The following is a 25,880-nucleotide window of genomic DNA, read 5'->3' as shown; positions in this document are numbered from 1 at the left end:
GAGCAGTGCGAGCCCAAGCTCGCGGGCTTCTGCGAGCAGGCCGGCTTCCCGGCCACCGCGAGCGAGTTCACCGTTCGGCTGCGCGAGCGGCTCACCACGATCGCTGAGACCGTGGACGCCGGGTATCCGGACCACAAGGACCTCACCATCGACCCGGTCACCGGCGTCCCCTCCCTTGCCCTACGCAGAGCAGGCGAGCGCACTGCCTCCGCGGAGAAGCTGGAAGAAGCTCTCTCCGAGCGGCTTCCCGCCCGCAGCGTGCTGGAACATCTGGCGCGGGCGGCGCACTGGACGGACTGGTGGCAACGGCCCGGCCCACGCTCGGGCAGCGCGCCGAAGCTGAAGGAGCCCCTGCCGCGCTACGTGACCACCGCCTTCGTCTACGACTCCGGGCTCGGCCCCGCCCAGGCGGTGCGCCACATGCGGGGCAGCGTGGCCGCGCACGAACTCGGCGCGATCGCCAAGCGCCACTTCACCATCCCGGTTCTCAACCGGTGCGGGGCCGACGTCGTCAACGCCCACGCCGGCCTGGACCTGACCGCGGCGTGGGGTGACGGGTCGGTGGCCGCGGTGGACGGCACCATGATGGACACCGTCAACGACAACCTCCTCGCCGAGACCTCTATCCGCTACGGCGGCTACGGCGGAATCGCGCACCACTTGGTCTCCGACACCTACGTCGCGCTCTTCTCCCGGTTCATCCCATGTGGGGTGTGGGAGGCCGTCTACCTCATCGACGCGCTGCTCGCGAACGAGTCGGAGTCAGGCCGGGCACCGTACACGTGGACACCCAGGGGCAGTCCTTCCCGGTCTTCGGGCTCGCCCACCTGCTCGGCATCGACCTGCTCCCGCGGATCCGCAACTTCCAGGACCTCACCTTCCACCGCCCCGACCCGCGAGCGCGTTACCGGCATATCGACACGCTGTTCTCCGCCGACCCGCGCACCTGCATCGACTGGCAGCTCATCGAGAACGGCTGGAAGGACCTCATGCAGGTCGGCCTGTCGGTCCGGGAAGGCACCGTTTCCTCCGTCACCCTCCTGCGGCGCCTGAACAACCACTCCCGCAAGAACCAGATCTACCGGGTCTTCCGCGAGGTCGGCCGCGCCGTCAGGACGATCGTTCTGCTCCGCTACCTGTCGGACCCACAGCTGCGGGAACAGATCACCAGGGCGACGAACAAGGCCGAGGCATACAACGGGTACACGAAATGGCTGCACTTCGGCGGAGACGGCTACCTGCGCTCCCGAACTCCAGGAGAAGGCCGTCAAGTTCCTCGACCTGATGGCCAGCAGCATCATCTTCTCCACCACCGTCGACATGGCCGAAACCCTGCGCCAGATGGCCGCCCAAGGCCGGGAGGTAAACCCCGACGACATCGCCGCGCTCAGCCCGCACCGCAGGGACAACGTGCTGCGCTTCGGCGACTACGACACCGCCACCCTCCACATCCCGCCCGGCCCGTACGACAGCGCGCTTCACCTTCCTACGGGTGGTCTCTGACAGTGGGGCGGCCGAGATCGGCGGCCAACCGGAGTACGACCGGAACAGGCAATCGCAGTAAATCTGGGCATCTTCGCTCGGCGGGATCCGCAGGAGTACGCCGTACGTAAGGGTGGATCGGCCGGAGTGAGCCAGTCCTACCTGTTGGAGGGAACCACCGGCCCCGGGCAATCAGGACGTCGGCTTCGTGGTGCCAGCCGAGGAAGGAGTAGAGGCGCTGCCCTTCCTCACTGGCGATGAGAAGACCGGTACGGGCGCCCTGGACCACGGCGGCCTCCGCCGGAGTGCCCATCATGGCGCGGCCCAGGCCGCGTCGGCGGTGCACCGGGTCCGTCTCGATGCGATCGGCGATCGCGACGGGCCGAAATCAGCCATGTCGGCTCGGGTGACCCTCGCCGGACAGTTCCAGGGCACCCGCTTGGTCTCCGCCGTCGCGGCAAAGAACGCGAACAGAATCTTCCCCGGGCCTGTGGGGCAGGGCGCCTGGCGAGCACCTCTCAAGGGTCAGGCCATGGGTGGTGGGCGAGGTGGTGACCCCTTCGCTCTGGAGCCGGCGGCGATCGCACACGGGCGACTCGCGCGGGGTGTGTACTCACGGCAGGCTCGTGCTCCGTGTCACGCCTGCCGAGACGGCCCGAACCTGAAGCGCCAGAGGCTGTAAGAGATCCGGCCCGGCCGTACATCTCCCGGTTGACGGCCGTTGATGGACGGAACATGGAGGTGCCGTGAGACGACGACGAACAACCGCCGGGGAGTACGGGGACCCGGCCGGACACCGGGCCTTGGAGGCTCTCTATACGGCTCATGCTGATCGGGTACTGGCGTATCTGCTGCACCGTACGGACCGGGAGACAGCACAGGACATCCTGTCGGAGACCTTCGTGCTGGCCTGGCGCAAGTCCGGGTCCGTACCCGATGATGCCCTGCCGTGGCTGCTCGCCTCGGCCCGGCGGCTGCTCGCCAACCGCGTGCGGTCCGACCAGCGGCACCGCGCACTGACCGAGCGCTTGGCGGTGATGGCCGACCGGACAGGGGCTGCGGAGATCGGGGACGCGATAGGGACGCGTGCCGAGGTGGCCGCCGCGCTGTCGGCGCTTTCCGAACAGGACCGGGAAGTACTCGTGCTGAGCGCCTGGTACGGCTTGACGGCCAAGCAGGCGGCCGTGGTCGCAGGCTGCACGGCCACTGCCTTCGCTGTGCGCCTACACCGGGCGCGCAAACGGTTCAGGGCAGCGCTGCCCCGTGCAGGCCATGCACAGCCGGTCCATGGCGCTCTTGCCCAGCCCTACTTCACCCAACGGGAGTCAGCATGAAGCAGACCGTCACCCAGCACAGCCAGGCGCCCGACCTCGCCGCCATCCGTGCCCTGCGCCCCGACGGCACCGAAGGCTGGGCAGCGTCCGCAGACGGCAAGGCCGTCCTGCGGGAGGTCCTGCGACGTAGCGAGCAGCCGCGTGGCACAGCCGGTTCCGGGAGGCGCCGGCACCTGTTCATGGTGGGTGCGGTCACGGCCGTCCTCCTCGGGGGCGCCACCACGGCTGCCGTAGCCACATTCGGGCCATGGGGCGAGGACGGGCGCAACGTCATGTGCGCTCGCACGCTGTCGCCCGAGGCGGACCTGAGCCAGCTGCCGCTCAAAGCCATGAAGGATTTCGATCCGCAGGACGCGGCGCGTTCCTGCGCGGCGTCCTGGGACCGGATGTGGAACCAGCCGGCACAGGGCACAGTGCCACGGACCCCAAGGCCGACCCGGTTCGCGGCCTGCTATTTCCCCAACGCGCAGCCCGACAGCGGCGAGTCCTCCGCCACCGACGGCCATGCGGAACTCGGCGGGCCGGTGATCTACCCGGCGGACGGCTACCCCACAAAGAAGGCGGCCTGCGCGGCCATCGGCTCCAGGCCCGTGGCAGGCGGTTGAGGCTGACTGGGGTCGACCAGGTTCAGTAGGGTCGGGGACTGGCGCGGTGGCCTGTGAGGGCTCCGTTTCCAGCCCCCGACCCAACTCAGCCCGTCTGAAACCGGCATAGTTGGCAGTGGGTAGGAGAAGTTCCTCTTCTCGGTCATCACTCTGCGTATTCACTAGCCGAGGGATGTGCCCCAACAACAGGTCTCTGGGGCTGGATGTCGGCCGGGGTGCAGCTGCAGTACTCAGGGACCGTTCCTGGCCTATACGCGTACTCGTGGGCATGCGCTGATCGACCGGGAACCCGTATTTGCCCGAGCCCTGGATCACCGATCCCGCCTTGTGCCGGCGGGCGGGGATTCCGCAGGGGACCGAGTTCAAGACCAAGCCGCGGCAGCCCATGGCGACGCCGGCGCGGGCGTTCGCCGCGAACGTGCCGTTCAGCCGGGTCACCGCCGATGAGGCATATAGGCAGGTCAAGTACCTGCGGTTGTGGTTGGAAGCGCACGACGCCGCACACGTGCTGGTCACCTGGGTCAACGACACCCAGGTCACCCCCGGCGGTCACGAAGCCCGAGCGGACGAGTCGATCACAGGCCTGCCGGCTCGGTCGCGGCGGCGGTTGTCGGTCGGTGCCGGTGCGACGTACTCGTGGCGAGCCTGGACCTGACCGACGCCGCTCCCCGTGCCCGACTGATCGGGGTACGAGTGGCGAGAAAACCGCGGCTGGCTCGCGGTGGTCGAGGGCGAGCGGTGGCGCTCTGCGACGGCGACTGCGCCGCTGACCTGCGTAAAGTCATGCCGGGCCGAGCTAACTGCGCATAGTGGGTAGCCCGCCACGATGGTGCCGGGTTTGACATCTGGACAGGGAGTCGGCATGTGGATGGTGATCGGGGTGGTGATAACCGTGGTCACGATGCTGTGCGGCACGAAGATCATGATCGAGTGTCGCAGGGAGCGGCGCCGTGAGTTGCGCGACCAGCAACGTATGCAGACCTCGGTCTCCCTTCCGGGCGGCAGCAAACTCGCCGGGATCGACACAGACGGGGCCACGACCGTCGGCAAGAAGCACAACGCCGCGCTGATCTGCCTGGCCCGCCGACGCTGCGACGTCCTCTACGCGATGCTGCGCAACGGCACCCACTACCGGCATCCCGAGCCAGCTCCCGCCGCAGCTGCGGCTTGACAACCACATAGGGACACCCCCCAGCGCGTTCGGCGTGCTCAGGGGGCCTTCCTTGGGGCGCTGGGCCGTCTCTGGGCCGTCACTCTCCGGACGGCTCCTCGGTGTCCGAGGCTATGGTCCTGGCCGCTCCAGCGGCACCGGTGGTGTGGCTGCTGATGGTGGCCTTCGTGGAGGCGGCTGAGCGGTGGCCGGGACGGTACGACCAGGGCCCGCTGCACGCAGGTGCGGCGGGCCCTCTCGTCTGCCGGCGACGTCCTCTCCGCTCAGGCAGCCCTCCTGCGCGCCTCCGTCAGCTCGCCCCGGTGCACCCCGGACGCGCGCACGGCGGCGGGAGTCCGCCGGACCGCCACCATGGCCACGTCGTCGGTGAGCCGGGAGCCCGCGTACTGGCGCAGGTCGCGGTGGACGGCCTTCACCAGCTGCTCCGGTGGCAGGCCGGCCCAGCGCCGGAGCCGCTCGGCGAGCGGGTAGAAGGTTCCGGACGCGTCCCGGGCCTCGGTCACCCCGTCGGTGTAGAGCAGGAGTGTGGACCCGGGCGGGAAGTCGGCCCGGTCCACGATCAGCTCCCCGCCGTTCAGCTCCTCCAGACCCAGCGGCGGCACCGGCACGGTGGGCTCCAGCGGAGTGACGGTGCCGTCCTGGAGGAGCAGCGGCGCCGGGTGCCCCAGGTTCGCGAGGCGCAGGGGGCCGTCCTCGGCGAGTTCCAGCACAACCGCGGTGACGAACGACTCCTCCCCGTACTGGCTGCCCGAGCCGGACCCCGACTCCGCGGCCGCGCGCAGGTCCTGGATCTCCTCGTGGAACGCCTCGCCCAGCTCCCGCACGACGTCCGGCAGCGGGCTGCCGTGCCGGGCCGACTGCCGGAAGCTGTTCAGCACGCAGCTGACCATCTCCAGGGACGCGAGACCCTTGCCCTGCACGTCACCGAGGAGGACCCGGGTGCGTTGACCGTGGTGGGCGACGGCGTAGAAGTCACCGCCGATGGCGGACTCCTCGTCCGCCGCCTGGTACAACGACGCGACCTCGAACGGGCCGACCCGGCGCGGCAGCGGGTGCAGCAGCACCCGCTGGGTGACCTCGGCCACCCACCGGGACTTGGCGAGCTCCCGCTCCCTGCGCACCCGCACGGCGCTGGCCGCCACGGCGGCCGCACTGATCAGCCCGATGGTGACGAGCTGCACCGGGAAATTCGCGGTGCCGATCTGCCCGTTCCGCGCGGAGGCCGCCACCACGCAGGGAAGGGTTACCGCAGTCACCTGGAGAACTCCGGCAGGAGTGCAGAAAATGGCCGCGAGGGCCGGGGCCGCCACCATCATGGGCCCGAAGCGGACCACCGGGGGCGTCACCAGGTCCCCCATCAGCAACAGGACCGGCAGGAGCGACAGCGCCGCCACCAGGACCTGGGGACGACGGCACATCTCGCCGGCGCGCGACAGCCCGCCGCGGATGTCTCGCACTCCGGTCACCTCCAGCCTGCGCGGCCCCGAGTCCCGGTGCTTCCTTCCCTCCAGGGAAGCGGGCCCGCCCGGCGAACCGCAATGGGCCGGTTGGTCCACCTTTGAGGCGATTATCTGCATACCTCCTCCTTCGGCGGTCGCCGACTGCCCGGATGCATGTCGACGCATGACGGAGCGGGCCGGTTCCCACGGCCTCCGGCCCGCTCCGCATCACTGGTGGTAGGGGTGCATCAGTAACCGTGACCGTGGTGGCCCCCGGAGAAATCGTCCCGGAAGTCGCCGTGGTCACCGTGATCCCCGTAGTCACGGCCCAGGGCGGGGAACAGAGTGCTGAACGCGATGGCGCCTGCGGGGCCGCCTGTGGGCCGTCCGAGGCTGGCCGCCGGCGACAGATGACGACAGCCAACGACACCCGTGCGACCCTTCGGCCGCAGGCCGATGGCGGTCTGGCCGCTTGGCTGGAATCGAAGCGGCCACTCACCAGGCCTGAGCGTCACATCGACACGATGCGGTGCCTACTCGCCGAGGATGACGACGCCCTCCTGTTGCACGAGTACGACCTAACCAGTGATCCGCAGACAGTCGCCGTCGTGAGAGCTCAGCGACGCGCAGCGGGACAGCGCCGCCGTAGGCTGCGACGACTGGCAACGCGTCGACGCTCCGCGAAGTGACATCAGCGGATGACATTCCCCTGCCTTGCGCGAGCTGGCCGGGCTGTCGCGCAGGAGCGACGCGACAGAAATCCGTGAGCTGTACGTCCAGGCCCTGCACGAACTCGGCGTACCGCTTCCCGACGAGAAGGCGGCCGGCCGACGCCTACTGGCAAGCCTCGCGTTCGGTCTCGCGAGAGGCGAGCTGAGCCCGGGGGACGTGTCTGACCGGTTGTCGATGGCGGTCGCAGCCGGCACCCATGAGGAAGCACGGTTCCTCTCCGTCGCAGCGCACTACAGCGAATGGATCGGCCCCGACGAGCTCTCACGATGGGAGCACGACCTGAGAAGCGCGGCCCACTCGTTGACTGCCTCCACCACCCTCGGCACCGCCCTTGGCATTTTGAGTTCGCGGCGCGACTGACTCACCGCCCGAACATGCTCTCGTGGGGACCGGCGTGCGCAGCACCCGGACCGGGTCCCGCATCAGATCGGGTGCCTTGCTTTCGGGCCTCGCAGCCTGAGCGGTGCGCGGCTGAGCGGTGCGCGGCTGAGCGGCCGCCACGTCCGGCGAGTCCTCGTGCGGTCACCGCCCCGGTGACCTGAGCGACGGCTGTGACGTATCCCACCGGAACTCGCCCGCACCGAGCGTCAGTTCAAGACGTGACCACAGATATGCGAACCCGGGTGCGAAACGGAGATCCGGACGCCTTCGCGGAACTCTTCGACGAGTGCGCCCGCGCGGTGTACAACCACGCCTTCCGGCTGACCGCCGACTGGTCGCTGGCCGAGGACGTGATGTCGACGACCTTCATGGAGGCGTGGCGGCGCCGGGCCTCGGTCGAGGCCGAGGGCGGCTCGCTGCGGCCGTGGCTGCTGGGCGTCGCCACCAACGTCGCCCGTTCCCACCACCGCAGCAACCGCCGCTACCGCAACGCGGCGAGCGCCGCGGCCGCCGCGTACGCCGCCGAGGAACGGGTCGAGGACCACGCCGAGGAGACCGCCGGGCGCCTGGACGACCGGCGCCGTATCAACGCCACACTCACCGCCCTCAGCCTGCTCAAGCGCCCCGAGCGTGAGGTCCTGACGCTGTGCCTGTGGGAGGGGATGGAGTACGCCGAGGCGGCCCGTGCCCTCGGTGTCCCGGTCGGCACCGTCCGCTCCCGCCTCTCCCGCGCCCGCGCCAAGCTGCGCAAGCTCGCCGACGCGCAACTGCTCGGAGAAAAACGGGAACCCACCCGCATGAACCGGCAGATAACAGGTGATCGCGGATACGCGGTCCGGTCCGCACAGGAAGGAAACCGATGAACGCCAGCCCCTCCCACCGGCCCCACCCGGCCGAGTGGACGGAGACGCAGAGTCTGCTGCCCTCCGCCGAGCGGGATCTGCCGGCGGGCCGCCACCAGTTCCACAAGGAGCAGATGATGGCCCGGATCCACGAAGACCTCCGCACCTCCTCCCGTCCGTCCGGCACCTCTCCGGTCGCGCCGGTGAAGCGCTCCAACCCGTTCCTGCGCCGTACGATCCTCCTGCCCGCCGCGGCCTTCGCCCTGGCCGGCGCGGTCGCGGGCGGCCTCGCCCTCACCGGCGGCGGGACCCACGGCGGCAAGACCGCCCTGGCCACCGGCCCCGCACTGACCACCAGGTTCGGCGTCGCCGACGCCAAGGGCGCCCCCCAGCTCCTCGAACGCATCTCCCTGGCCGCCGCCGACACCTCCGCGCCCACCCCGCGCAAGGGCCAGTACATCTACATCGCCTCGAAGGTGGCCGACAGCTACATCAAGACCGTCGGCGACAAGAGCGAGGTGGTCAGCGACGAGCTGCACTCCCGCCAGGTCTGGAACTCCCTCGACGGCAGGGACGGTTGGCTGATCGAGGCCGGCAAGACGAGCGACAAGGGCATCACCCTGAAGAGCGACACCCCGTTCAGCGGCGCCTACAACGCCCTGGCCGGGCTGCCGACCGACCCCGACGCGCTGCTCCAGCGGATCTACCGCGAGTCGGACGCCGTCCGGGACCCCGAAGTCCCGCGCGACCAGGCCGCCTTCGTCGCGATCGGCGATCTGCTGAACGCGAGCTACCCGCCCGCCGAGGTCGGCGCCGCCCTCTACAAGGCCGCGGCCAAGATCCCCGGCGTCGTCTCGGTGGATGACGCGGTCGACGCCACGGGCCGGCACGGGGTCGCGATCGCGCGGGAGGACTCCGGCAACGGCGAGCGCATCGAGTGGATCTTCGACAAGAAGACCCTGCGGTTCCTCGGCGAGCGCATCGTGGTGGTCAAGGCCACGGCGGACAATCCCCTCAAGGTCGGTACCGTCACGCACACCAGCGCGATCACCGAGCGCGCGGTCGTCGACGCCAACAAGCAGCTCCCCGGGCAGGCGAGCTGAATGCGCGACAGAACCACAAGCGCCTCGCTGGCCGCCCTGCTGGTGGCGGGGCTGATGACGGGCGTCTCGGTGGCGGCCACGGGCTCCGGCCTCGGCTTACGGACGCAGGACACCGCCACCGTCGCGGCGCCCGGCGGCTCCGCCCTCGGCGCGCGGACCGCGGGCTCCGCCTCCGCGGCCGGCCGGTACGTCACCCTCCTCACCGGCGACCGGGTCCGGCTGGACGCCCGGGGCCGGGTGACGGGCGTACGGCGGGCACCGGGCCGCGAGCACGTCCCGGTGTCCGTGCGCGGCGTCGGGAGCGATCAGTACGTCGTTCCCGCCGACGCCGCAGCCCTGATCGGCCAAGGCCTCCTGGACAAACGGCTGTTCGACGTCAGCGGCCTGATACGCGCCGGCTACGACGACACCCGGCGCGGCACGCTCCCGCTGATCGTGTCGTACGAGGGCAAGTCCGCCCAGCGCAGGAGCACCCAGAAGTCACTGGTCGCGGACGCGGACGCCACCGTGCGCCGGGAGCTGCCCAGCGTGGCGGGCGCCGCGATCACCGTGCCCAAGGCCGGGGCCGACGACATGTGGCAGGCCCTCACCGAGGGGAAGGGAGTCGCGCGGGTCTGGCTGGACGGCCGGTTCAAGGCGTCGGCGGACGAAGGCGGCGCGAAGGCCGGGGAGGCGGGCGGCGGCGTCGCGCAGATCGGCGCCCCGGCCGCCTGGGCGGCCGGATACGACGGCAAGGGCGTCAAGGTCGCCGTCCTGGACACCGGCGTCGACACCACACACCCGGACCTCGCCTCGGCGGTGAAGGCGTCGAAGGACTTCACCGGCACCGGCAGCACCGACGACATGGCCGGCCACGGCACCCATGTGGCCGCGACGCTGGCGGGCTCGGGCGCACGGTCCGGCGGCCGGTACAAGGGCGTCGCGCCCGGTGCCGGGATCCTCGACGCCAAGGTGCTGGACGACAGCGGCGAGGGCAGCGACTCCAGCGTCATCGCCGGCCTGGAGTGGGCCGCCGGGCAGGGCGCCAAGGTGGCCAACCTCAGCCTGGGCCAGGAGGACACCCCGGGGGAGGACCCGGTCGAGGCGGCGGTGAACGCCCTCTCGAAGAGCACCGGCATGCTCACCGTCGCCGCGGCCGGCAACGAGGGCCCCGGCGCGGGAACCGTCGGCTCCCCGGGGGCCGCGGAGTCGGCGCTCACCGTGGGCGCCGTCGACGGCGAGGACCGGCTCGCCGACTTCTCCAGCATCGGCCCGACCGCCGACAGCGCGCTGAAACCGGACCTCACGGCGCCGGGCGTGGACATCGTCTCGGCGAGGGCGGCGCACGGTCACTTGGGCGACCCGGCCGCCGACGGCTACGTCTCCATGTCCGGTACGTCGATGGCGACGCCGCATGTCGCGGGGGCGGCCGCGATCCTCGCCCAGCGGCACCCCGACTGGACGGGCGCACGGATCAAGCAGGCGCTCACCGCGTCCACCACCCCGACCACCGGCGCGACCGGCTACCAGCAGGGGACGGGCCGGGTCGACGTGTCCAGGGCACTGGAGGGGGCGGTGGCGAGCGAACAGACCTCCGTGTCCTTCGGCAAGCAGCTGTGGCCCCACACCGACGACCGGCCGGTCACCCAGCACATCACCTACCGCAACGACGGCGACCACCCCGTCACCCTGGACCTGACGGCCACCGCGACCGGCCCCGGCGGCAGCACGTCCCCCGAAGGCATGTTCACGCTGAGCACCACTCAGCTCACCGTCCCGGCGGGCGGCACCGCCGGCGTCGACCTCACCGCGGACACCCGCGTCGAGGCGGCGGACGGCGCCTACTCGGGCACGCTGCTCGCCACCGCGCGGAACGGCGCCGACCCCGCGGCCGTACGGACCGCCTTCGGCGTCGTACGCGAGGCCGAGGCGTACGACCTCACCCTGAAGTTCCTCGACCGCGGCGGCAAGCCCGTGAGCGCTCCGCTGACCGAGATCCTCGGGTACTCGGGCACGTACTGGACCACGAACCTCGCGGACTCCGAGCAGATCTCCAAAGGCGTGTACCGGGTGCGGGTCCCGCGCGGCGACTACGTCGTGGACACCGTGTTGGACGACGCCGGGGGCGCCTCCGCGCTGGTCCGGCCGAGGCTCTCGCTGACCGGGGACACCACGGTCGTCCTCGACGCGCGCAAGGCGAAGCCGGTCCGGATCACCGCGCCGCAGGGCGCGAAGATGTCCGACGGCCAGCTCAACCTCGCCGTGGGCGCCGGGGACACCGGGAGCGAGCCGCACAACAGCACCCTGTTCTGGGGAACGTTCAAGAACCTGCGCACCGCGACCCTGGGACCGACCGCCCCTCCCGGGAGGCTCAGCACGCAGCTCGGCGGCCTGTGGCAGAAGGGCAGCACCACCTACCACCTGCTCCACAACCTGCCCGACCGCTTCCCCACCGGATATCGGCACACCACGCGCATGAACGAACTGGCCCTGCTGAAGCGGAACTTCGGCTCGTCCGTCGCACACCGCACGGGCATCGTCAACGTGCTGTGGAGCGGCCCCACCCTGTCGCTGGGCACGGTGAGCGACCCCTTCCCGCTGCCGACGACCGCGAAGATCTACGTCACCACGCCCAAGGGCTTCAAGTGGACGGCCAACCTGGGCCAGCGAAACGCCTCCGGAGACGACGAGGACGTCTTCTACGGCACGGAGAGCGCGAAGTCGTACCAGGCGGGCCGGACCTACGCGGCCACGTACAACGTCGGTGTCTTCAGCCCGATCACCGGCGGCCAGTACGGCGCACGGCGCGACGGCGACACCCTGGACCTGTGCGTCCCCGACCTCGCCGACGGGAGCGGACACCCCGCCTTCTCCACGGCGAAACGCCACACCACGGTCACCGCGGACGGCAGCACCCTGCTCGACGACGACGGAGACCTCTGCCAGACCGTGGAGAAGCTCCCGTCCGTCCCGGCCCGCTACACGATCCGAACGAACCTGACCCGCCCGCCGGGCGTGGCCACGACCACAAGCCGCCTGACAGCGGCCTGGACCTTCACGTCCAGCCCGTCCGGCTCCGGCTCGCTGCCCCTCTCCACGGTCCGCTTCCACCCGAAGCTGACCCCGACCGGCACGGCCCTCGCAGGCCGCCGCACCACGATCCCCCTCTCCCTCCAGGGCCCGGCGGCCACCCACCTGGAATCCCTGACGGTGAAGGTCTCCTACGACGCCGGCAAGACCTGGTCCCCCGCCCCGGTGACCACCGCCCACGGCAAAAGGACCCTCACCCTGACCCACCCGGAGAACGCCCGCTCGGTCTCCCTCAGATCCACCCTGACCGACACCACCGGCAACACCTACGCGGTGACGATCCTGAAGGCATACCTCCTGACCTGACTTGGTCCAGCCTCGCCCTTTCACGAGGCGGGCTGTCCGGCAGGCGGCCAGGAAAGCAAAAAAGTGCCTCTGAACAGCAGGAATGAGGGATTGTTGAGGTCCTTGTTCCTGCCAACGCCAGAGGCACTTCCCAGGTGAAGCACCCTATCGGGTCCTACCCCCGTGTCCGCGTCCAGGACGACGGCCGCCGGGCCGTCTCCCGGGCCGGGTCGGTCCTGCTCATCGAAACGGTTCGCAAGACCGGTCTTGACCAGGCCATATCCCAGACCATCCCCCCTCTGCTTCTCGTCAGGGCGCCCAGGTCATCCTTCCACCGGCGCCCTCTCCGGCTGCCAGATCCCGCCTCACGCCCACGACGACCGTGTCGGGGGGTGTGAATCCCTCAGCAGTCCCGGACAAGCCAGGCATTACGGACGAACGAGATGGGCAGGAGACGTGGATCCGCCGCACCGAGGAAAGTGTCTCCCGGCGGAAGGCAACGCTCCTCATCAGGCCAGAAGGCGAGATCGACATGAACGAGTTGCCTGTGATCGGTGCAGTTGTTCCAGTGAGCGAACATGAAATAGGGATAGGCGCTGTCCCTGTCCACGCGGAAGTTGCATGGATTCGCCTGACGGGCTTCCGCCTGTGCGGCCGAAATACCAGCGGTGGAGGTGACCGCGGCAACAGTCATTGCTGTTACCACTGCAACTCTTCTGCATAGTCCGAGAACTGTCACAGCCAACCTTTCCAGGATCCGTCGACCCGTTCTGGGGCACTCCAGGGGTTTACGGCCCTCATCCCTTCCGCTCAAGTTCGCTCGATTAACTCGAACATGTAATCTTCGCCCAAATGCGCAAGCCTCGCGGCAAAGAGCGACTTTCCGTCAGGACTCCCGGTCCGCCCACACGAGGCTCTCGCCGACGTGGACGCCGGACGGGTCATGGACATGTGCCTCTACGGGCACCCGGCAGTGCCGCGTGCCCGCAAGATTCCGGGACCTGCAGGCAGACGCTCACGGAGCCGGGCTCCAGATGGCGCTCACCTCTGCGCGGTTCAGCTGACTGCGCAGTTGCGACGCGGCAACGAATTCCGTCGAAAGAACGCGTTCAAGCGCTGCGCGCTCGTCGGTGTTCAGCGGGCGTGGGCCGATGGAAGGAGGATGCTTCCCCACCAGCCCGCCACCGCTATTCGCTAGCAGCCGAATGCGGCCAGTCCCACGACCGGTGCGGCGACGAGTGCACGCGCTTCATGGCCTGGCTCGAGGGATAGGCGCACCCAGCCGAAGGCGATCGACCGACTCGGGACGCCGATGCGTGTTGATGCCTGGCAGTCGCTTCGTGGGCCCGAACGGTAGCCCGGGCCCCCTGTTCAACCGCGTTGTTCAGCCGCGCTGTTGAAGGTGCCCGTACTCGATGCGAGCAGCAAGGCGGGGCAGGCTCGCTGGTCAGGTCGGAAAGGGCGAATCCCCTGGCGTCTCCGGGAAAAATTTGGTGTGATTTCCGTGTGTCTGACGAAGAGATACTCATCAAGCGTCTCAAGGAATCGGGATACGCAGCCAGGGAGGTGAGGAAAGCCACCGGCGGAGTGGTCGCAATTGCAGGTCTGGTGACTCTCGAGGATGATTCCCAGATATTCGCCAAAACGCTTCTCGAGCCGGACCGGGACATTTTCCCCGTCGAGGCCGCCGGCCTGACGGAGCTTCGCGAGACCGGCGGGGTGATCACGCCGGAGGTGCTGTGCGCCTCGCCCCGGCTGCTCGTGCTGGAGAAGATGTGGCCACGCCGCGACGACGAGCGTTTCTGGGAGCGGCTCGCCCACGCCGTCGCCGCCCTGCACACCTCCGCGACCGCCGAGCGGTTCGGCTGGCACCGTCCGGGACGGCTGGGCCGGCTGTGTCAGGAGAACACGTGGGACAGCGACGGGCACGCGTTCCTCGCGGAGCGGCGCATCCTGCGCTGGCTGTCGGAACCTCTGGTCGAGGCGGCCTTCGACGCCGCGGAGCGGCAGGCCCTGGAACGGCTCTGCGCCGCCCTGCCCGAACTCGTGCCGGACCGGCCCCCGTGCCTGACCCACGGCGATCTGTGGCAGGAGAACATCGTCGCCACCGCCGACGGCGCGCCCGCGCTCATCGACCCCGCCGTGTCCTACAACTGGCCGGAGATCGACCTCAGCATGCTGTGGTGCTCCCCGCGCCCGCCTGCCTCGGACCGCTTCTTCGCCGTGTACGAGGAGATCACGGGGATCGAGGGCGGCTGGCGGGACCGGATGAAGCTCTTCCATCTTCGGGAACTGCTGAGCGTCATCGCCCACGGCGACGACGACTGGGGGGCCGCGGAGGCCGTTCGGGAGGTCATCGCCCCGTTCCGGCGGGACGACGGCCCTGCGACGGCGTGACCGGCGTACCGCCGGACTCCCCGCCGTCCGCCTTCGGGGCCGGCATCCCGGCTTCCGCCCCGCACGGGTGGCGGACCAGGTACCGGTGCTTGCGGATCTCGAAGTCCATCGCACCCCTTGAACCGGGGTGTTGCGACGACCACCGGAACCCGAGCGCCGGGGGGCCTCACCGTGTGTCTGAACGCGCACCCGAAGGGCGGGCGGTCTGCCCGGACGGACCTTGTCCCGACCCTCCAGGTGGCTTACAACGGGGTGAAAAACCCGTGCTGTCGGAGAGGACTCGCGTGCACTACCAAGGACACGGACACGCCCGTAGGAGCGAGAACTCCTCACCCACGTCGCGTGCCGGGACGTCTCGTCCGGGTCTGACAGGCGCCTGGTTGACCCACCTGCAACGTATCGCGGCCGGCGGGAGCGGGTCCGCCGGCCGCGAGGAGGAGTCAGCCGACCACGCTCAGATACAGCGCCTCGCAGTGGACAAGGCCCTGGATTCCCCGGCACGCCAGCTGGATCCCGGCTTGCGGAACGAGATGGAGGCACGCTTCGGCGGCGCGGACTTCAGCGGTGTCAGGGTGCATGACGGACCTGCCGCTCGGGAGGCGGCGGCCCTCGTCGAGGCCAAGGCGTTCACCACCGGTCAGAGCATCGTGGACGGCGGCGGAATGAGCCGGAAGGACTGGGCGCACGAGTTGGCGCACACCAGGGACCAGATGGAGGGGCCCGTCCCGGGTGTGGACAACGGCGCCGGTCTGAGCATCTCGCGGGAGGAGGACTCCGGTGAACGCCATGCCGTCGACACTGCGGACCGGGTCATGCAGGGGCCCGCGCCCGTCCAGAGGATCGCGTCCGGCGGGCGGACGGGCGACGTCGAGCAGCACCGGCACGGCCAGGGCTGCGGGCACAACGTGCAGCGTGTCGCGACCGGCGCCGTCGCGGTTCAGCGCACCAACCGGGCGACCCGGGAGGACATGGAGGCGTCCAGGTCCGCTGCGGCCTTGACCCGGACCGCCCGGCTGCTCCGGTCCCAGGGCAAGGACGCCCTGGCCGCCAAGCTGGAGGACCAGCTGGACAAGTCGCTTCCCCTCCCCGCGGAGGGGACGGTCGCGTTCGCCAACGAGATGCTGGTCCAGCAGCGCCACGGCCGACGCTACAAGCTCTCCCTCGACCTCTCGACGATGCTCTACTACGCGGCGCCTCACGAGGGTCGCAAGCAGTACGGAGCCCCTGAGCCGGCGAACGGCAAGTACAACTTCGTGATTCCCGTCCGGAAGCCGGACAAGATCATGGCCTCGCAGGTCGGCAACGAGCACGAAGAGGGGCATTCCGCGCTCGCCAAGGCCACGAAGGCCGGGGACGGGCACGTGTACTGGGCGGGCACGGCCGTGTTCACCGACGGCGTCCTGGAGAAGTGGACGAACGACAGCGGCCACTACCGGCCCACAGGCGGTGACGCGGGCCAGGTGGCCGGCATCACGGGTGGCTTCCCGGTCGACAAATACAAGAACTTCGACGACCCGGGCGGCGCGGGCTGACGCGCGGAAGGAACGCGGGCGCCGGCGCTACGCGGGAGAGGACGCGGGCGCGGGAGAGGACGCGGGCGCGGGCTCGGGCTCGTATGGCGTCTCAGGGTTTCGGCAGCGCCTGCTCGGCCCAGATCACCTTGCCCTGGGGGGTGTAGCGGGTCCCCCAGCGTTCGGTCAACTGCGACACCAGGAACAGGCCCCGGCCGCCTTCGTCGGTCGTCGTGGCATACCGCAGGTGAGGCGAGGTACTGCTGCCGTCAGTGACTTCGCAGATCAGCGCGCGGTCGTGAATCAGCCTCATGTGGATCGGCCCGCAGCCGTAGCGGACGGCGTTGGTGACGAGCTCGCTCAGCACCAGTTCCGTGCTGAAGCCCAGTTCGGACAGCCCCCACTCGTCGAGCTTGTCGGTCGCCATTGCGCGTACCCCGGCGACGGCGGCCGGATCGGGCTGCACGTCCCACTCGGCGATCCGGTCCGGCGGCAGCGCATGGGTACGGGCGATGAGCAGAGCCACGTCGTCCGCGGGGCGTTCGGGCAGCAGCGCTGCCAGCACGGCCCGGCAGCTCTCCTCCGGCGCGCGCTCGGGCTGCCCCGCCAGGGCCTTGCGCAGGAGTTCCATTCCCTCGTCGAGGTCGCGGTTGCGGTCCTCGATGAGACCGTCGGTGTACAGGACGAGCTGGGAGCCTTCGGCGATCTCCAGTTCAGCGGCCTGGAAGGGCATGCCGCCGAGACCCAGCGGCGGACCCGGCGGCAGGTCGAGAAAGGTGACCTGTCCGTCGAGATGGACCAGCGCGGGCGCCAGGTGGCCCGCGCGGGCCACCGTGCAGCGGCGCGTCGTAGGGTCGTAGATCGCGTACAGGCAGGTGGCGCCCACGACGCCGGCCGGGCTGTCCGTGCCCGCCTCGTCCTGGTCGATGCGCCCGACCAGGTCGTCCAGGTGGCTCAGCAGTTCATCGGGCGGCAGATCGAGCGTGGAGAAGTTGTGCACCGCGGTGCGCAGCCGCCCCATGGTCGCGGCGGCGTGCAGGCCGTGGCCGACCACGTCCCCGACGACCAGCGCCACGCGGCTGCCCGGCAGGGGGATCACGTCGAACCAGTCGCCGCTGACACCCGACTGGGCCGGGAGGTACCGGTAGCCGACATCGAGGGCGCTCTGCTCGGGCAGGCCCCGTGGCAGCAGGCTGCGCTGGAGGGTGACCGCCAGGGCGTGCTCGCGCGTGTACCTGCGGGCGTTGTCGATGCTGACCGCGGCCCGGGCGACCAGTTCCTCAGCGAGTGAGAGCTCCTCCTCGTCGAAGGGGTCGTGCTCCTCGGAGCGCCAGAAGTTGGCCATGCCCAGGACGACACCGCGGGCCTGGATCGGAGCCGTGATGAGCGAATGGATGCCGTAGTCCACGATCTGCCCGGCGCGTTCCGGGTCCTGCAGATGCCAGCCCTCCGCGGTGGACAGGTCGGGCACCAGTTCCGAGCGGCCGGTGCCGTAGCCGCGCGCCTGGGGCGTGGAGGGCAGGAAGTCGATCAGCCGGCCCTTCTCGTAGAGCGGCTGGTCGTCGCGGATGCCGCAGACGGCGACACGTCTCATTCCCTTGGCCGTGCTCGCCGGTTCCTCGCCGTGCAGCACGGCGTCGGCCAGGTCGACGGTGACGAAGTCGGCGAAGCGCGGGACGGCGATCCGGGCGAGTTCGTCGGCCGTCCGGACGACGTCCAGTGTGGTGCCGATGCCCAGTCCGGCGTCGTAGAGCAGTTTCAGCCGCTCACCGGTGACTTCGGCTCTGCCGGACACCGCCCGCAGCTCCGTGGAGTCGCGCAGGGTCACCACGGTGCCCTTGGGGCCTCCGCCGCGGTCCGTGAGCCGCTGGTTGACCACCAGCAGCCGTGGCCCGGCCAGGTGCACCTCGTCGTTGGCCTCGCGGCCGGAGCTGAGCAACGACATCATCTCGGGTTCGAGGGACGGCATCTGGGACACATGCTGCCCCTCCGCCTCCGGGGGCAGTTCCAGGAGCCGCCTGGCCTCGTCGTTCGCCAGCAGCAGGCGCCCCTCGTCGTTGACGATGAGCACCCCTTCGCGCACGGAGTGCAGCACCGTGTCGTGGTGCTGGTACATGCGGGCCATCTCGTTCGGGGCCAGGCTGTGGGTCTGCCGTCGCAGCCGCCTGCTGACCAGCACCGTGGCGGCGGTGGCCGCTCCGAGGGCGACCGCCCCGGCGGTCAGGATGATCGGTATCTGCCGCTCGACGAGACCGGTCACGTTCTTGACCTTCAGCCCGGCGGAGACGAGGGCCACCACCTGGCCCCGGGCGTTCCGAATGGGCACGGTCGCCTGGACTTCCTGCCCGAGGGGGCCGTGCACGCTTTCGGTGTAGACCTTTCCCGCCAGCGACGGCTCGATCTTCCCCACGAACCGCTTCCCGATCCGGTCCGGCAGGGGGTGGGTGTAACGAATCCCCTTGGTGTCCATCACCACGACGAAGTCGACGCCGGCGGACTTGCGTCCGGCCTCGGTGAGCGGTTGCAGGATCTTCGAGGGATGGGGGGCCTGCAGCGCGGACAGAATGCCCGGGGAGTGGGCGAACGTCTGCGCGACGGCTATGGATCTTCGTTTGGCCTCGGCGTCGGTGTGCCGCTGCGACTGCAGGACCAGGGCGAAGACGGCGAATGCCACGAGCAGCACCACCAGGGCCACCTGCATGAGGAACATCTGCCCCGCGACGCTTCGCGTGTTCTTCCGCACCAGTGACCACAGCCGCGCTATATGACGATCTCGGGCAAAACGGTCTTCCATCTGGCCTTTCTAACACTGCTCACCCCGCTTAGTCACGGGCCTGCCTTCACAGCCTCCGTACCCGGCGGGGTGGCGGCGCCCTCGGTCTAGACGGGCTCGTCCTCCTGTTGCCAGGCGCGAGGCCAGTTGCCCGACGGCGGGGGCGGGCCCGCTATGTCCAGGTCGCGTCGGGCGAGCGCGTAGAAGGCGTCCCGCGCGCGGCTCACCTGCTGGACGGCTCTGGTCCATCCTGCGTGACCGTCCTTCAGGCCGCGCGCGTACAGCTCGACGTTCCACACCGCCTCGTGCCACTTACGCGCCGCGCCGATCGTTTCCGCGTCTCCGATCAGGAGGACGGACTCCCACTCGGCCGCCCGCCGCACCTCGTTCTCCGCGAGCTGTGTCATGCCCAGTTCGAAATCGAGCGGGTCCGCGGCGTGCGGAAAGCCGCGTGTGGCGCCCATGCGCTGCGCGATGCTCAGCTGCTGCTTCAGGATGTTGGCGTAGGACGCGTACGCGTCCAGTCGCTTCGCGTCCCATCGCTCGGCTCGGCCTCGCCGCCACCGGCTCCGCTCCGCGATGCTCGTCGCCACGTAGGAACTCGCCGCTCCGACCACCACACCCAGCAAAGCCGGGACCTGCTCCCACAACGCCGTTTCCCCCTGCTCTCAGATGTCCGACGCCCCCGTGGGAACACAGTGCCGTACTCGGGGGCTTCAGGACAGGCTGCGGCCCCGATCACTCGGCCTCGTCGGCCGAACCGGCGCTCCGGCCCGCGCTCGTCAGCCTCTCGTGGTGGGGCTCGCGGCGGCGCGCGTGGTGGTGCTGTGGCGGACTCTCAGTTCGACGGGGACGAGGGTCAGGGCGGGGACGGCAGCCGTGGGCGGTTCACCGGGCCGCGGCAGGCTGTCCATCCGGTCCAGCAGGATGCGCAGCGCGATGGTGCCGATGTCCGTGAAGTCCGTGCGGACCGTGGTCAGCGGCGGCAGGAAGTGGGCGGCTTCCGGGATGTCGTCGTAGCCGACGACGCTGACGTCCTCGGGGACCCGGCGTCCGGCCTCGTGGAGGGCGCGAAGGAGGCCCAGTGCCATCTGGTCGTTCGACGCGAAGACCGCGGTGAGGGTCGGGTCCTTGGCCAGTGTGCGGCCGAGGTCGTAGCCGGAGTCGGCGCTCCAGTCGCCCACGAGGGGGGCGTGGATCTGCGCTCCGGCCGCTTTCAGGGTGTCGCGCCAGCTCTGCGCCCTTCGGTCCGCCGACGACCAGCCCGTCGGGCCCGCGAGGTGCCGGACCGTGGGGTGGCCGAGGGAGAGGAGGTGCCGCGTCGCCTTGCGGGCGCCGGTGCGGGCGTCGGAGGTGACCATGGGAGTGCCGTCCCCGAGGTCGTTGTCCATGACGACCAGCGGGGTGTCCAGCCGGGCCTCGGCGAGCGCCCGGGCCACCCTGACCTGCGGGGCGATCGCGATCACGCCGTCCGCGCCCTCCGCCGACAGCCGGTCCGCGGCCCGCACGACCGTGTCCCGGTCCGCCGTGTCCAGGGCGATGGAGCTCACCAGGTAGCCCGCCTCCTGCGCCGCCGTGTTGATCGCGGTCAGCGTGGAGGCGGGGCCGTAGCGGGCGGCGTCGAACGAGATCACGCCGAGCATGCGGGTGCGGCCGCTGGCCAGCGAGCGAGCGCTGCTGCTGGGGCGGTAGCCCAGCGTGCGCATGGCCGTACGGACGGCCTCCCTGGTCTCGGCGCGGACGGCCGGGTGGTCGTTGAGCACCCGGGAGACCGTCTGCTTGGAGACGCCGGCCAGTTTCGCGACGTCGTCCATCACCGGGCGGGCGCCCGCGAAGTTGCGGCGGCTGCGTCCCTTGGTCGCCGGGCCGTCGGCGGCGCCTGGGGTCATGGTGGGTGCTTCCTTCGGCCTGGGGTGGTCCGCGGGCGAGTCCGGTCCCGACCGCGGATCCGACGGGCCTGCCCTGCCCGGCGGACCCACAGGATAGGCCGGTGGCGGGCGAGGGCGCGGGACGGCGAAGGAGAGTCGGGGAGGGCGGCGGAGAGAGGGGAACGGGACGGGGAGGGTGAGGGGCGCGGGCAGTGGGAGGGGTGGGCGGCGGTGCGTTGTGGGTCAGGGGCCGGTCGGGCCCAGGTCGGGGGTGTCCGTGAGATGGGCCCGGAGGGCGGTCGTGCCGTGCAGTTCGAGGAGGACCAGTTCGTTGACGCCGGGGCGCAGGACGGGGGCCGGCACGTAGAGGGTGCGCTGCGGGCCGCGGTTCCAGTAGCGGCCCAGGTGGAAGTCGTTGATCCAGGCCTCGCCCTTGGTCCAGCCGGGGAGGGAGAGGAACGTGTCGGCGGGGTCCGTCACCTCGAACTCGCCGTGATGGAAGGCCGGTTGGACGCAGGGCGACTCGGTCGAGGTGGCCTCGGCGGCGGGTTCCGGCGTGGCGAGGGCGTGGTCCAGCGGCAGGGCGTGGCAGTCCCAGCCTCGCAGGGGGGCGCCGTTGAAGGCGACGGGACCCAGGAGGCCCTTGGGGACGCCGATGCGCGGGCCGTAGTTGACCCGGCCCATGTTCTCCACGAGCACCTCCAGGACGGCGTCGGGGCGCGGGACGTGCACGGGCAGCGTCTCGTCGTAGCGCTCGCGTTCCAGCACGCCCACGGGAGCGCCGTCCAGGAAGACCTGGGCCCGGTCTCCCACGCCGCCCGCGAAGTGGAGGAGGCCGGGGCCGTGGGCCGGGACGGTCGTCCGGTACAGGGTGTATCCGGCCCGTCGGCCCAGGTCGTCCGCGGTGAGCGGATCCGCGGCCCGGACGGGGTTCCCGGCGAGGGAGAAGAGGGGGGTCCGGTGGGTCAACTCGACTGTGGTCTGCGGGAGTTTGGGTGCCGGGGCGGGCGCAGGCTCGTCGGGGACAGGGGCGTGGCGGGCTATGACCTCACGGAAGGCGTGGTACTTCGGGCCCGGGTCGCCGCTCTCGGTGAGCGGGGCGTCGTAGTCGTACGACGTGACGGTGGGGGCGAAGGCATGGTGGTGGTTGGCGCCGTTGGTGTGACCGAAGTTGGTGCCGCCGTGGAACATGTAGATGTTGACCGACGCGCCCGCGGAGAGGAGCCGGTCCAGGTCGGCGGCGGCGTCCTCGGTGTTCCTCCCGTGGTGCGGGCCGCCCCAGTGGTCGAACCAGCCGATCCAGAACTCGGAGCACATGAGCGGGCCTTCGGGCTGCGCCTCACGCAGTCGCCGCAGCGACGCCTCGACGCGGCTGCCGAAGGTGCCGGTGGCCAGAACGCCGGGGAGCGTGCCGTTCTCGAGGTGGTCGCCGTCGGTCTGGTCGCAGGTGAAGAGGAGTTCCTCGACGCCGCGTGAGCGGAAGGACTGCTCCAGATGCTTGAGGTAGGCGGCGTCGTCGCCGTAGGCGCCGTACTCGTTCTCCACCTGGACGGCGATGACCGGACCGCCCGCCTCGGCCATGTACGGCAGGAGCGGCGGGAGGAGGAGGTCGAGGTAGCGGTCGATGACGTCCGTGAATCGGGGGTCGCTGCTGCGCAGGCGCATGTCGGGGTGGGCCGTGAGCCAGTGGGGCAGGCCGCCGCCGTCCCACTCGGCGCAGATGAAGGGGCCGGGACGCAGCAGGACGTGCAGTCCCTCCGCGGCGGCCAGGCGGAGGAAGCGGGGCAGGTCGAGGAGGCCGTCCAGGACGAGGGTGCCGGGTCCGGGCTGGTGGAGGTTCCAGGGGATGTACGTCTCCACCGTGTTCAGGCCCATGAGGCGGGCCTTGCGGAGGCGGTCGGTCCACTGGTCGGGGTGGACCCGGAAGTAGTGCAGGGCGCCGGAGATGATCCGGAACGGGGCGCCGTGGAGGAGGAAGCCGTCGGAGGTCGTGGTGAGGGCGGGCATGGGGTCCCTTCGGTTCGGGTGCGGCGCGATGCGGTTCGGGTGGGGTGGGGTGCGGTTCAGGTGGGGTTCGGGCGCGATGCAGTTCAGGTGGGGTTCGGGCGCGATGCGGTGTGGACCCGTTCCGGTCGAGGGCGGTTGCGGGTGGGTCGTTCCCGCGCCCTCGCTCTCACGGGGACGTCCGGTGCTTCCGTGTCGCGCGGATCAGCCAGAGGGTGGCTGCCAGGCAGGCTGCCGAGACCGCGGCGAGGATGAGGGGGACGGCCCGGACGCCGGACCACTCGATGGTCCTGCCGAGCGCCGGGCCCGCTGCCACACCGCCCAGCATGGACGCGGCGATGACCACCGCTCCGGCGCGGCGTGCTCTCGGGGCGGCCCGGCTGAGCCAAGGCAGGCCGGTGGGGAAGATCGGGGCGATGAAGAGGCCCACGCCCGCGTAGGCGTAGGGGGCGAGGTCGGGGACTCCCGCCAGGAGCAGGCACGCGGTCATCCCGGCGCAGGAGACCGTGATGATGGCCTGGGCGGAGAAGCGCAGGGCGATCGGGGCGACCAGGAAGCGGCCCACGGTCATCATCAGCCAGTACACGCTGGTCGCGGTGGCGGCCGCGCCCGCGCCGTAACCGACGGTCTCCAGATGGGTGGGCTCCCAGCCGCCCACGCCCGCTTCTATGCCCACGTGCAGGACGTAGAGGGTGACGAAGACGGCGAGGACGGAGCGCAGGGCGGCGTCCGCCGGCCCGCGGCCCGCGGCGCCGGCCTCGGGGCCGCGGGACTCGGGATCGGTGCCGGACTGGACATGGGGGCCGGACTCGGGATCGGCGCCGGACTCGTCGGTGGAGTGCGGGACGTGGTCTCTCACGCCTCGCAGGCAGAGCAGCAGGGGGAGGTTGGCGAGCGCGAAGGCCAGGAAGAGGGCTGGGTAGTGCTCGGATCCGACCACGCCGATGAGGGCGGGGCCGAGGATCGCTCCGATGCCGAAGTGGGCGTTGAGGATGTTGAGCATCGCCGTGGAACGGTGTCCGAAGCCGACGGAGAAGAGCTGGTTGAGGCCATAGTCGATGCCGCCGAAGCCGAGCCCCGCGACGAACGCCGAGACGAGGGCGACGGGCCAGTGGGGCGCGAGTGCGAAGCCCGCCGCTCCGGCCGCCATCAGGAGGTACGAGGAGCCCAGGATCTGACGGTTGCCCGTGCGCCCGTAGCGCCGGTCGCAGAGGAGGACTCCGACGACACCGCCGACGAAGTGGGCGCTCAGGCCGAGTCCCGCCGCGGAGGGCGAGAGGCCGAACCGGTCGCGGAGGGACGGGATCGAAGGGCCGTAGAGGGCTTGCAGGGCGCCTATGAGGACGAAGCCCGCACAGGAGGCCACGACCGCGGTCGTGGTGAAGACGGGGGTGAGCGGGGCGGCCGGCCCGGGCGGGGCCGTCGGCCGGGGGTGGGCGGCCGGGGTGCGCTGTGCCGTGGGGTGGTCGGTCACGCGGACTCCAGTGGCGGACGGCCCACAGCGGTGGGGGTGCGGTTGCTGCTCCGACGAGCGTCGATGTTACCGGTAACATCACAACCGTCAAGATGGCCGTCAAGATGGCCGTCAGGTGGCCGTCAGGTGGCCGTCAGGGCGGCCACCGACAGGAACACGGGGTGGCGGGCCGGGCACGGACCCGGCCACGGGCGCTGCCGCGCGGGCCGGCCGCCCAGCCGGTCAGGCCGTGCGTTTGCGGGCCGCCGTCTTCTTCGCCGGGGTCTTCTTCGCCGTCGCCGTCTTCTTCGCGGCGGTCTTCTTCGTCGTGCTCTTGGCGCTCGCCGAGCTCTTCGCTCCCGTCGCGGTCTTCGAGGACGTCGACTTCCTCGTCGCCTGGGTCGACTTCCTCGGGGCCGCCGCCGTCTTCTTCGCCGCCGACGTCGATTTCTTGCCGCCGGTCTGCTTGGGCGCGCCGCGGGCGGACTTGCGCTGGGGCAGGCGACTCACCTTCGCCTCACCCGACGCAGACGCAGACCCCGACGCAGACCCGGATTCGGAGCCCGAGCCGGAATCGGAGTCGGACTCGGAGTCCGCCGCCCGCTCCGGCTCCTCACCCCGCGACTCCTTCGCCGCCCGCACGCTCTTCTCCAGGGCGGCCATCAGGTCCAGCACCTTGCCGCCGGACGGCGCGCTCGGGGCTTCCCGCGGCGTCTCACCGGCCGCCTTCGCCGCCACGACCTCCTCGACGGCCTCGCGGTACTCGTCGTGCAGGTCGTCGAGGTCGACCTCGCCGAGGGTGTCCATCAGGGCGTCCGCGAGGTCGAGTTCCTTGTCGCGGACGGTGACGGAGGTGTCCGGTGCGACGCCTTCCGGCGCGCGGACCTCGTCCGGCCAGAGCAGGCCGTGCATGGCGATCGCGTCGCCGACCACGCGGAGCATGCCGAGGCGTTCACGGCCGCGAAGGGCGTACTTCGCGATGGCCACCTTGCGGCTGCGCTTCAGGGCCTCCCTGAGCAGCGTGTACGGCTTCGCCGCCGGGGCGCCGCCCGCCTGGAGGTAGTAGGCGGCGTCCATCTGGAGCGGGTCGATCCGGTCGGCCGGGACAAAGGCCACGATCTCGATCGTCTTCGCGGTCGGGAGCGGCAGATGGGAGAGGTCCTCGTCGGTGATCGGGATGATCGTGCCGTCCGCGTCCTCGTACCCCTTGCCGATCTCGGCCGAGCTCACCTCCTTCTCCTCCAGCTCGCAGACCTTGCGATAGCGAATGCGGCCGCCGTCCTCGGTGTGGATCTGACGGAAGGAGATCGAGTGGCTCTCGGTGGCGTTCACCAGCTTGATCGGGATGCTGACGAGGCCGAACGAGATGGCGCCGTTCCAGATGGATCGCACGTGCAGCACCCTCCCGAGTGAGCGTTATGCACCAGTTTT

18 protein-coding genes and 2 pseudogenes are annotated in these 25,880 nt (G+C 70.6%); 12 read left to right on the top strand and 8 right to left on the bottom strand.

The window, feature by feature from the left end; genetic code table 11:
- The first annotated feature begins 111 nt into the window (after positions 1–111).
- The 5 genes and pseudogenes from IE239_RS22060 to IE239_RS43480 all read left to right on the top strand — a co-directional run bounded on the left by IE239_RS22060 (position 112) and on the right by IE239_RS43480 (position 4,592).
- Positions 112–1,503, top strand: a pseudogene (locus tag IE239_RS22060) (Tn3 family transposase).
- 725 nt (positions 1,504–2,228) lie between these two features.
- Positions 2,229–2,816, top strand: a complete 588-nt coding sequence (locus IE239_RS22050; RefSeq protein ID WP_190151081.1) for an RNA polymerase sigma factor — start codon at positions 2,229–2,231, stop codon at positions 2,814–2,816.
- On the top strand, positions 2,813–3,421 hold the full coding sequence (locus IE239_RS22045) for a hypothetical protein (protein WP_190151080.1): 609 nt from the start codon (positions 2,813–2,815) through the stop codon (positions 3,419–3,421). Before IE239_RS22050 ends, IE239_RS22045 begins: the two co-directional genes overlap by 4 nt.
- Positions 3,422–3,716: 295 nt before the next feature.
- Complete coding sequence (locus IE239_RS22040; RefSeq protein WP_190151079.1) at positions 3,717–4,076, top strand: transposase; 360 nt, start codon at positions 3,717–3,719, stop codon at positions 4,074–4,076.
- Positions 4,077–4,283: 207 nt separating this feature from the next.
- A complete protein-coding gene (locus IE239_RS43480; RefSeq protein ID WP_190151099.1) occupies positions 4,284–4,592 on the top strand; it encodes a hypothetical protein in 309 nt (102 codons plus the stop codon).
- A 263-nt stretch (positions 4,593–4,855) separates the two neighbouring features.
- On the opposite strand, the gene IE239_RS22030 is transcribed toward IE239_RS43480, so the two are convergent.
- A complete protein-coding gene (locus IE239_RS22030) occupies positions 4,856–6,049 on the bottom strand; it encodes a PP2C family protein-serine/threonine phosphatase (RefSeq protein WP_229878238.1) in 1,194 nt (397 codons plus the stop codon).
- Positions 6,050–6,745: 696 nt separating this feature from the next.
- Here IE239_RS22030 and IE239_RS22025 point away from each other — a divergent pair.
- From IE239_RS22025 to IE239_RS43270, 5 genes and pseudogenes are all read left to right on the top strand, one after another.
- Positions 6,746–7,123, top strand: a complete 378-nt coding sequence (locus IE239_RS22025) for a hypothetical protein (RefSeq protein WP_190151078.1) — start codon at positions 6,746–6,748, stop codon at positions 7,121–7,123.
- A 239-nt stretch (positions 7,124–7,362) separates the two neighbouring features.
- A complete protein-coding gene (locus IE239_RS22020; RefSeq protein ID WP_190151077.1) occupies positions 7,363–8,007 on the top strand; it encodes an RNA polymerase sigma factor in 645 nt (214 codons plus the stop codon).
- Complete coding sequence (locus IE239_RS22015) at positions 8,004–9,089, top strand: CU044_5270 family protein (RefSeq protein ID WP_190151076.1); 1,086 nt, start codon at positions 8,004–8,006, stop codon at positions 9,087–9,089. The genes IE239_RS22020 and IE239_RS22015 overlap by 4 nt, the downstream gene beginning before the upstream one ends.
- Positions 9,090–12,464, top strand: a complete 3,375-nt coding sequence (locus IE239_RS22010; protein ID WP_190151075.1) for a S8 family peptidase — start codon at positions 9,090–9,092, stop codon at positions 12,462–12,464. It abuts the gene before it with no gap.
- A 134-nt stretch (positions 12,465–12,598) separates the two neighbouring features.
- A pseudogene (locus IE239_RS43270) lies at positions 12,599–12,760 on the top strand (IS1380 family transposase); the annotation flags it as partial.
- Positions 12,761–12,846: 86 nt separating this feature from the next.
- On the opposite strand, the gene IE239_RS22005 reads toward IE239_RS43270, so the two are convergent.
- On the bottom strand, positions 12,847–13,137 hold the full coding sequence (locus tag IE239_RS22005) for a DUF6355 family natural product biosynthesis protein (protein WP_190151074.1): 291 nt from the start codon (positions 13,135–13,137) through the stop codon (positions 12,847–12,849).
- Positions 13,138–13,949: 812 nt separating this feature from the next.
- Between IE239_RS22005 and IE239_RS22000 the strand changes: the two genes are divergently transcribed.
- On the top strand, positions 13,950–14,840 hold the full coding sequence (locus tag IE239_RS22000) for a fructosamine kinase family protein (RefSeq protein ID WP_229878237.1): 891 nt from the start codon (positions 13,950–13,952) through the stop codon (positions 14,838–14,840).
- A gap of 380 nt (positions 14,841–15,220) precedes the next feature.
- Positions 15,221–16,372 (top strand): eCIS core domain-containing protein, encoded by a 1,152-nt coding sequence (locus tag IE239_RS21995; protein ID WP_229878236.1) that lies wholly within the window; start codon positions 15,221–15,223, stop codon positions 16,370–16,372.
- Between the two features lie 91 nt (positions 16,373–16,463).
- On the opposite strand, the gene IE239_RS21990 is transcribed toward IE239_RS21995, so the two are convergent.
- The 6 genes from IE239_RS21990 to ku all read right to left on the bottom strand — a co-directional run bounded on the left by IE239_RS21990 (position 16,464) and on the right by ku (position 25,841).
- The gene (locus IE239_RS21990) at positions 16,464–19,061 is read right to left on the bottom strand and encodes a SpoIIE family protein phosphatase (protein WP_190151093.1); all 2,598 of its coding nucleotides are present in this window, start codon (positions 19,059–19,061) and stop codon (positions 16,464–16,466) included.
- Positions 19,062–19,231: 170 nt separating this feature from the next.
- Entirely contained in the window at positions 19,232–19,774 is a 543-nt protein-coding gene (locus IE239_RS21985; protein WP_190151073.1) for a hypothetical protein, read from the bottom strand.
- Positions 19,775–19,906: 132 nt separating this feature from the next.
- Positions 19,907–21,013, bottom strand: a complete 1,107-nt coding sequence (locus IE239_RS21980; protein ID WP_190151072.1) for a LacI family DNA-binding transcriptional regulator — start codon at positions 21,011–21,013, stop codon at positions 19,907–19,909.
- Positions 21,014–21,235: 222 nt separating this feature from the next.
- Positions 21,236–22,999 (bottom strand): glycoside hydrolase family 35 protein, encoded by a 1,764-nt coding sequence (locus tag IE239_RS21975; RefSeq protein ID WP_190151071.1) that lies wholly within the window; start codon positions 22,997–22,999, stop codon positions 21,236–21,238.
- Positions 23,000–23,165: 166 nt separating this feature from the next.
- A complete protein-coding gene (locus IE239_RS21970; RefSeq protein WP_190151070.1) occupies positions 23,166–24,470 on the bottom strand; it encodes an MFS transporter in 1,305 nt (434 codons plus the stop codon).
- Positions 24,471–24,692: 222 nt separating this feature from the next.
- Positions 24,693–25,841, bottom strand: coding sequence for a non-homologous end joining protein Ku (gene ku / locus IE239_RS21965; RefSeq protein WP_444545010.1), 1,149 nt, complete (start codon positions 25,839–25,841; stop codon positions 24,693–24,695).
- Positions 25,842–25,880 lie beyond the last annotated feature (39 nt).

The sequence above is a fragment of the Streptomyces humidus genome (assembly GCF_014649655.1).
GTDB lineage: Bacteria > Actinomycetota > Actinomycetes > Streptomycetales > Streptomycetaceae > Streptomyces > Streptomyces humidus.
This window is presented reverse-complemented; position numbering and strand designations above follow the sequence as displayed.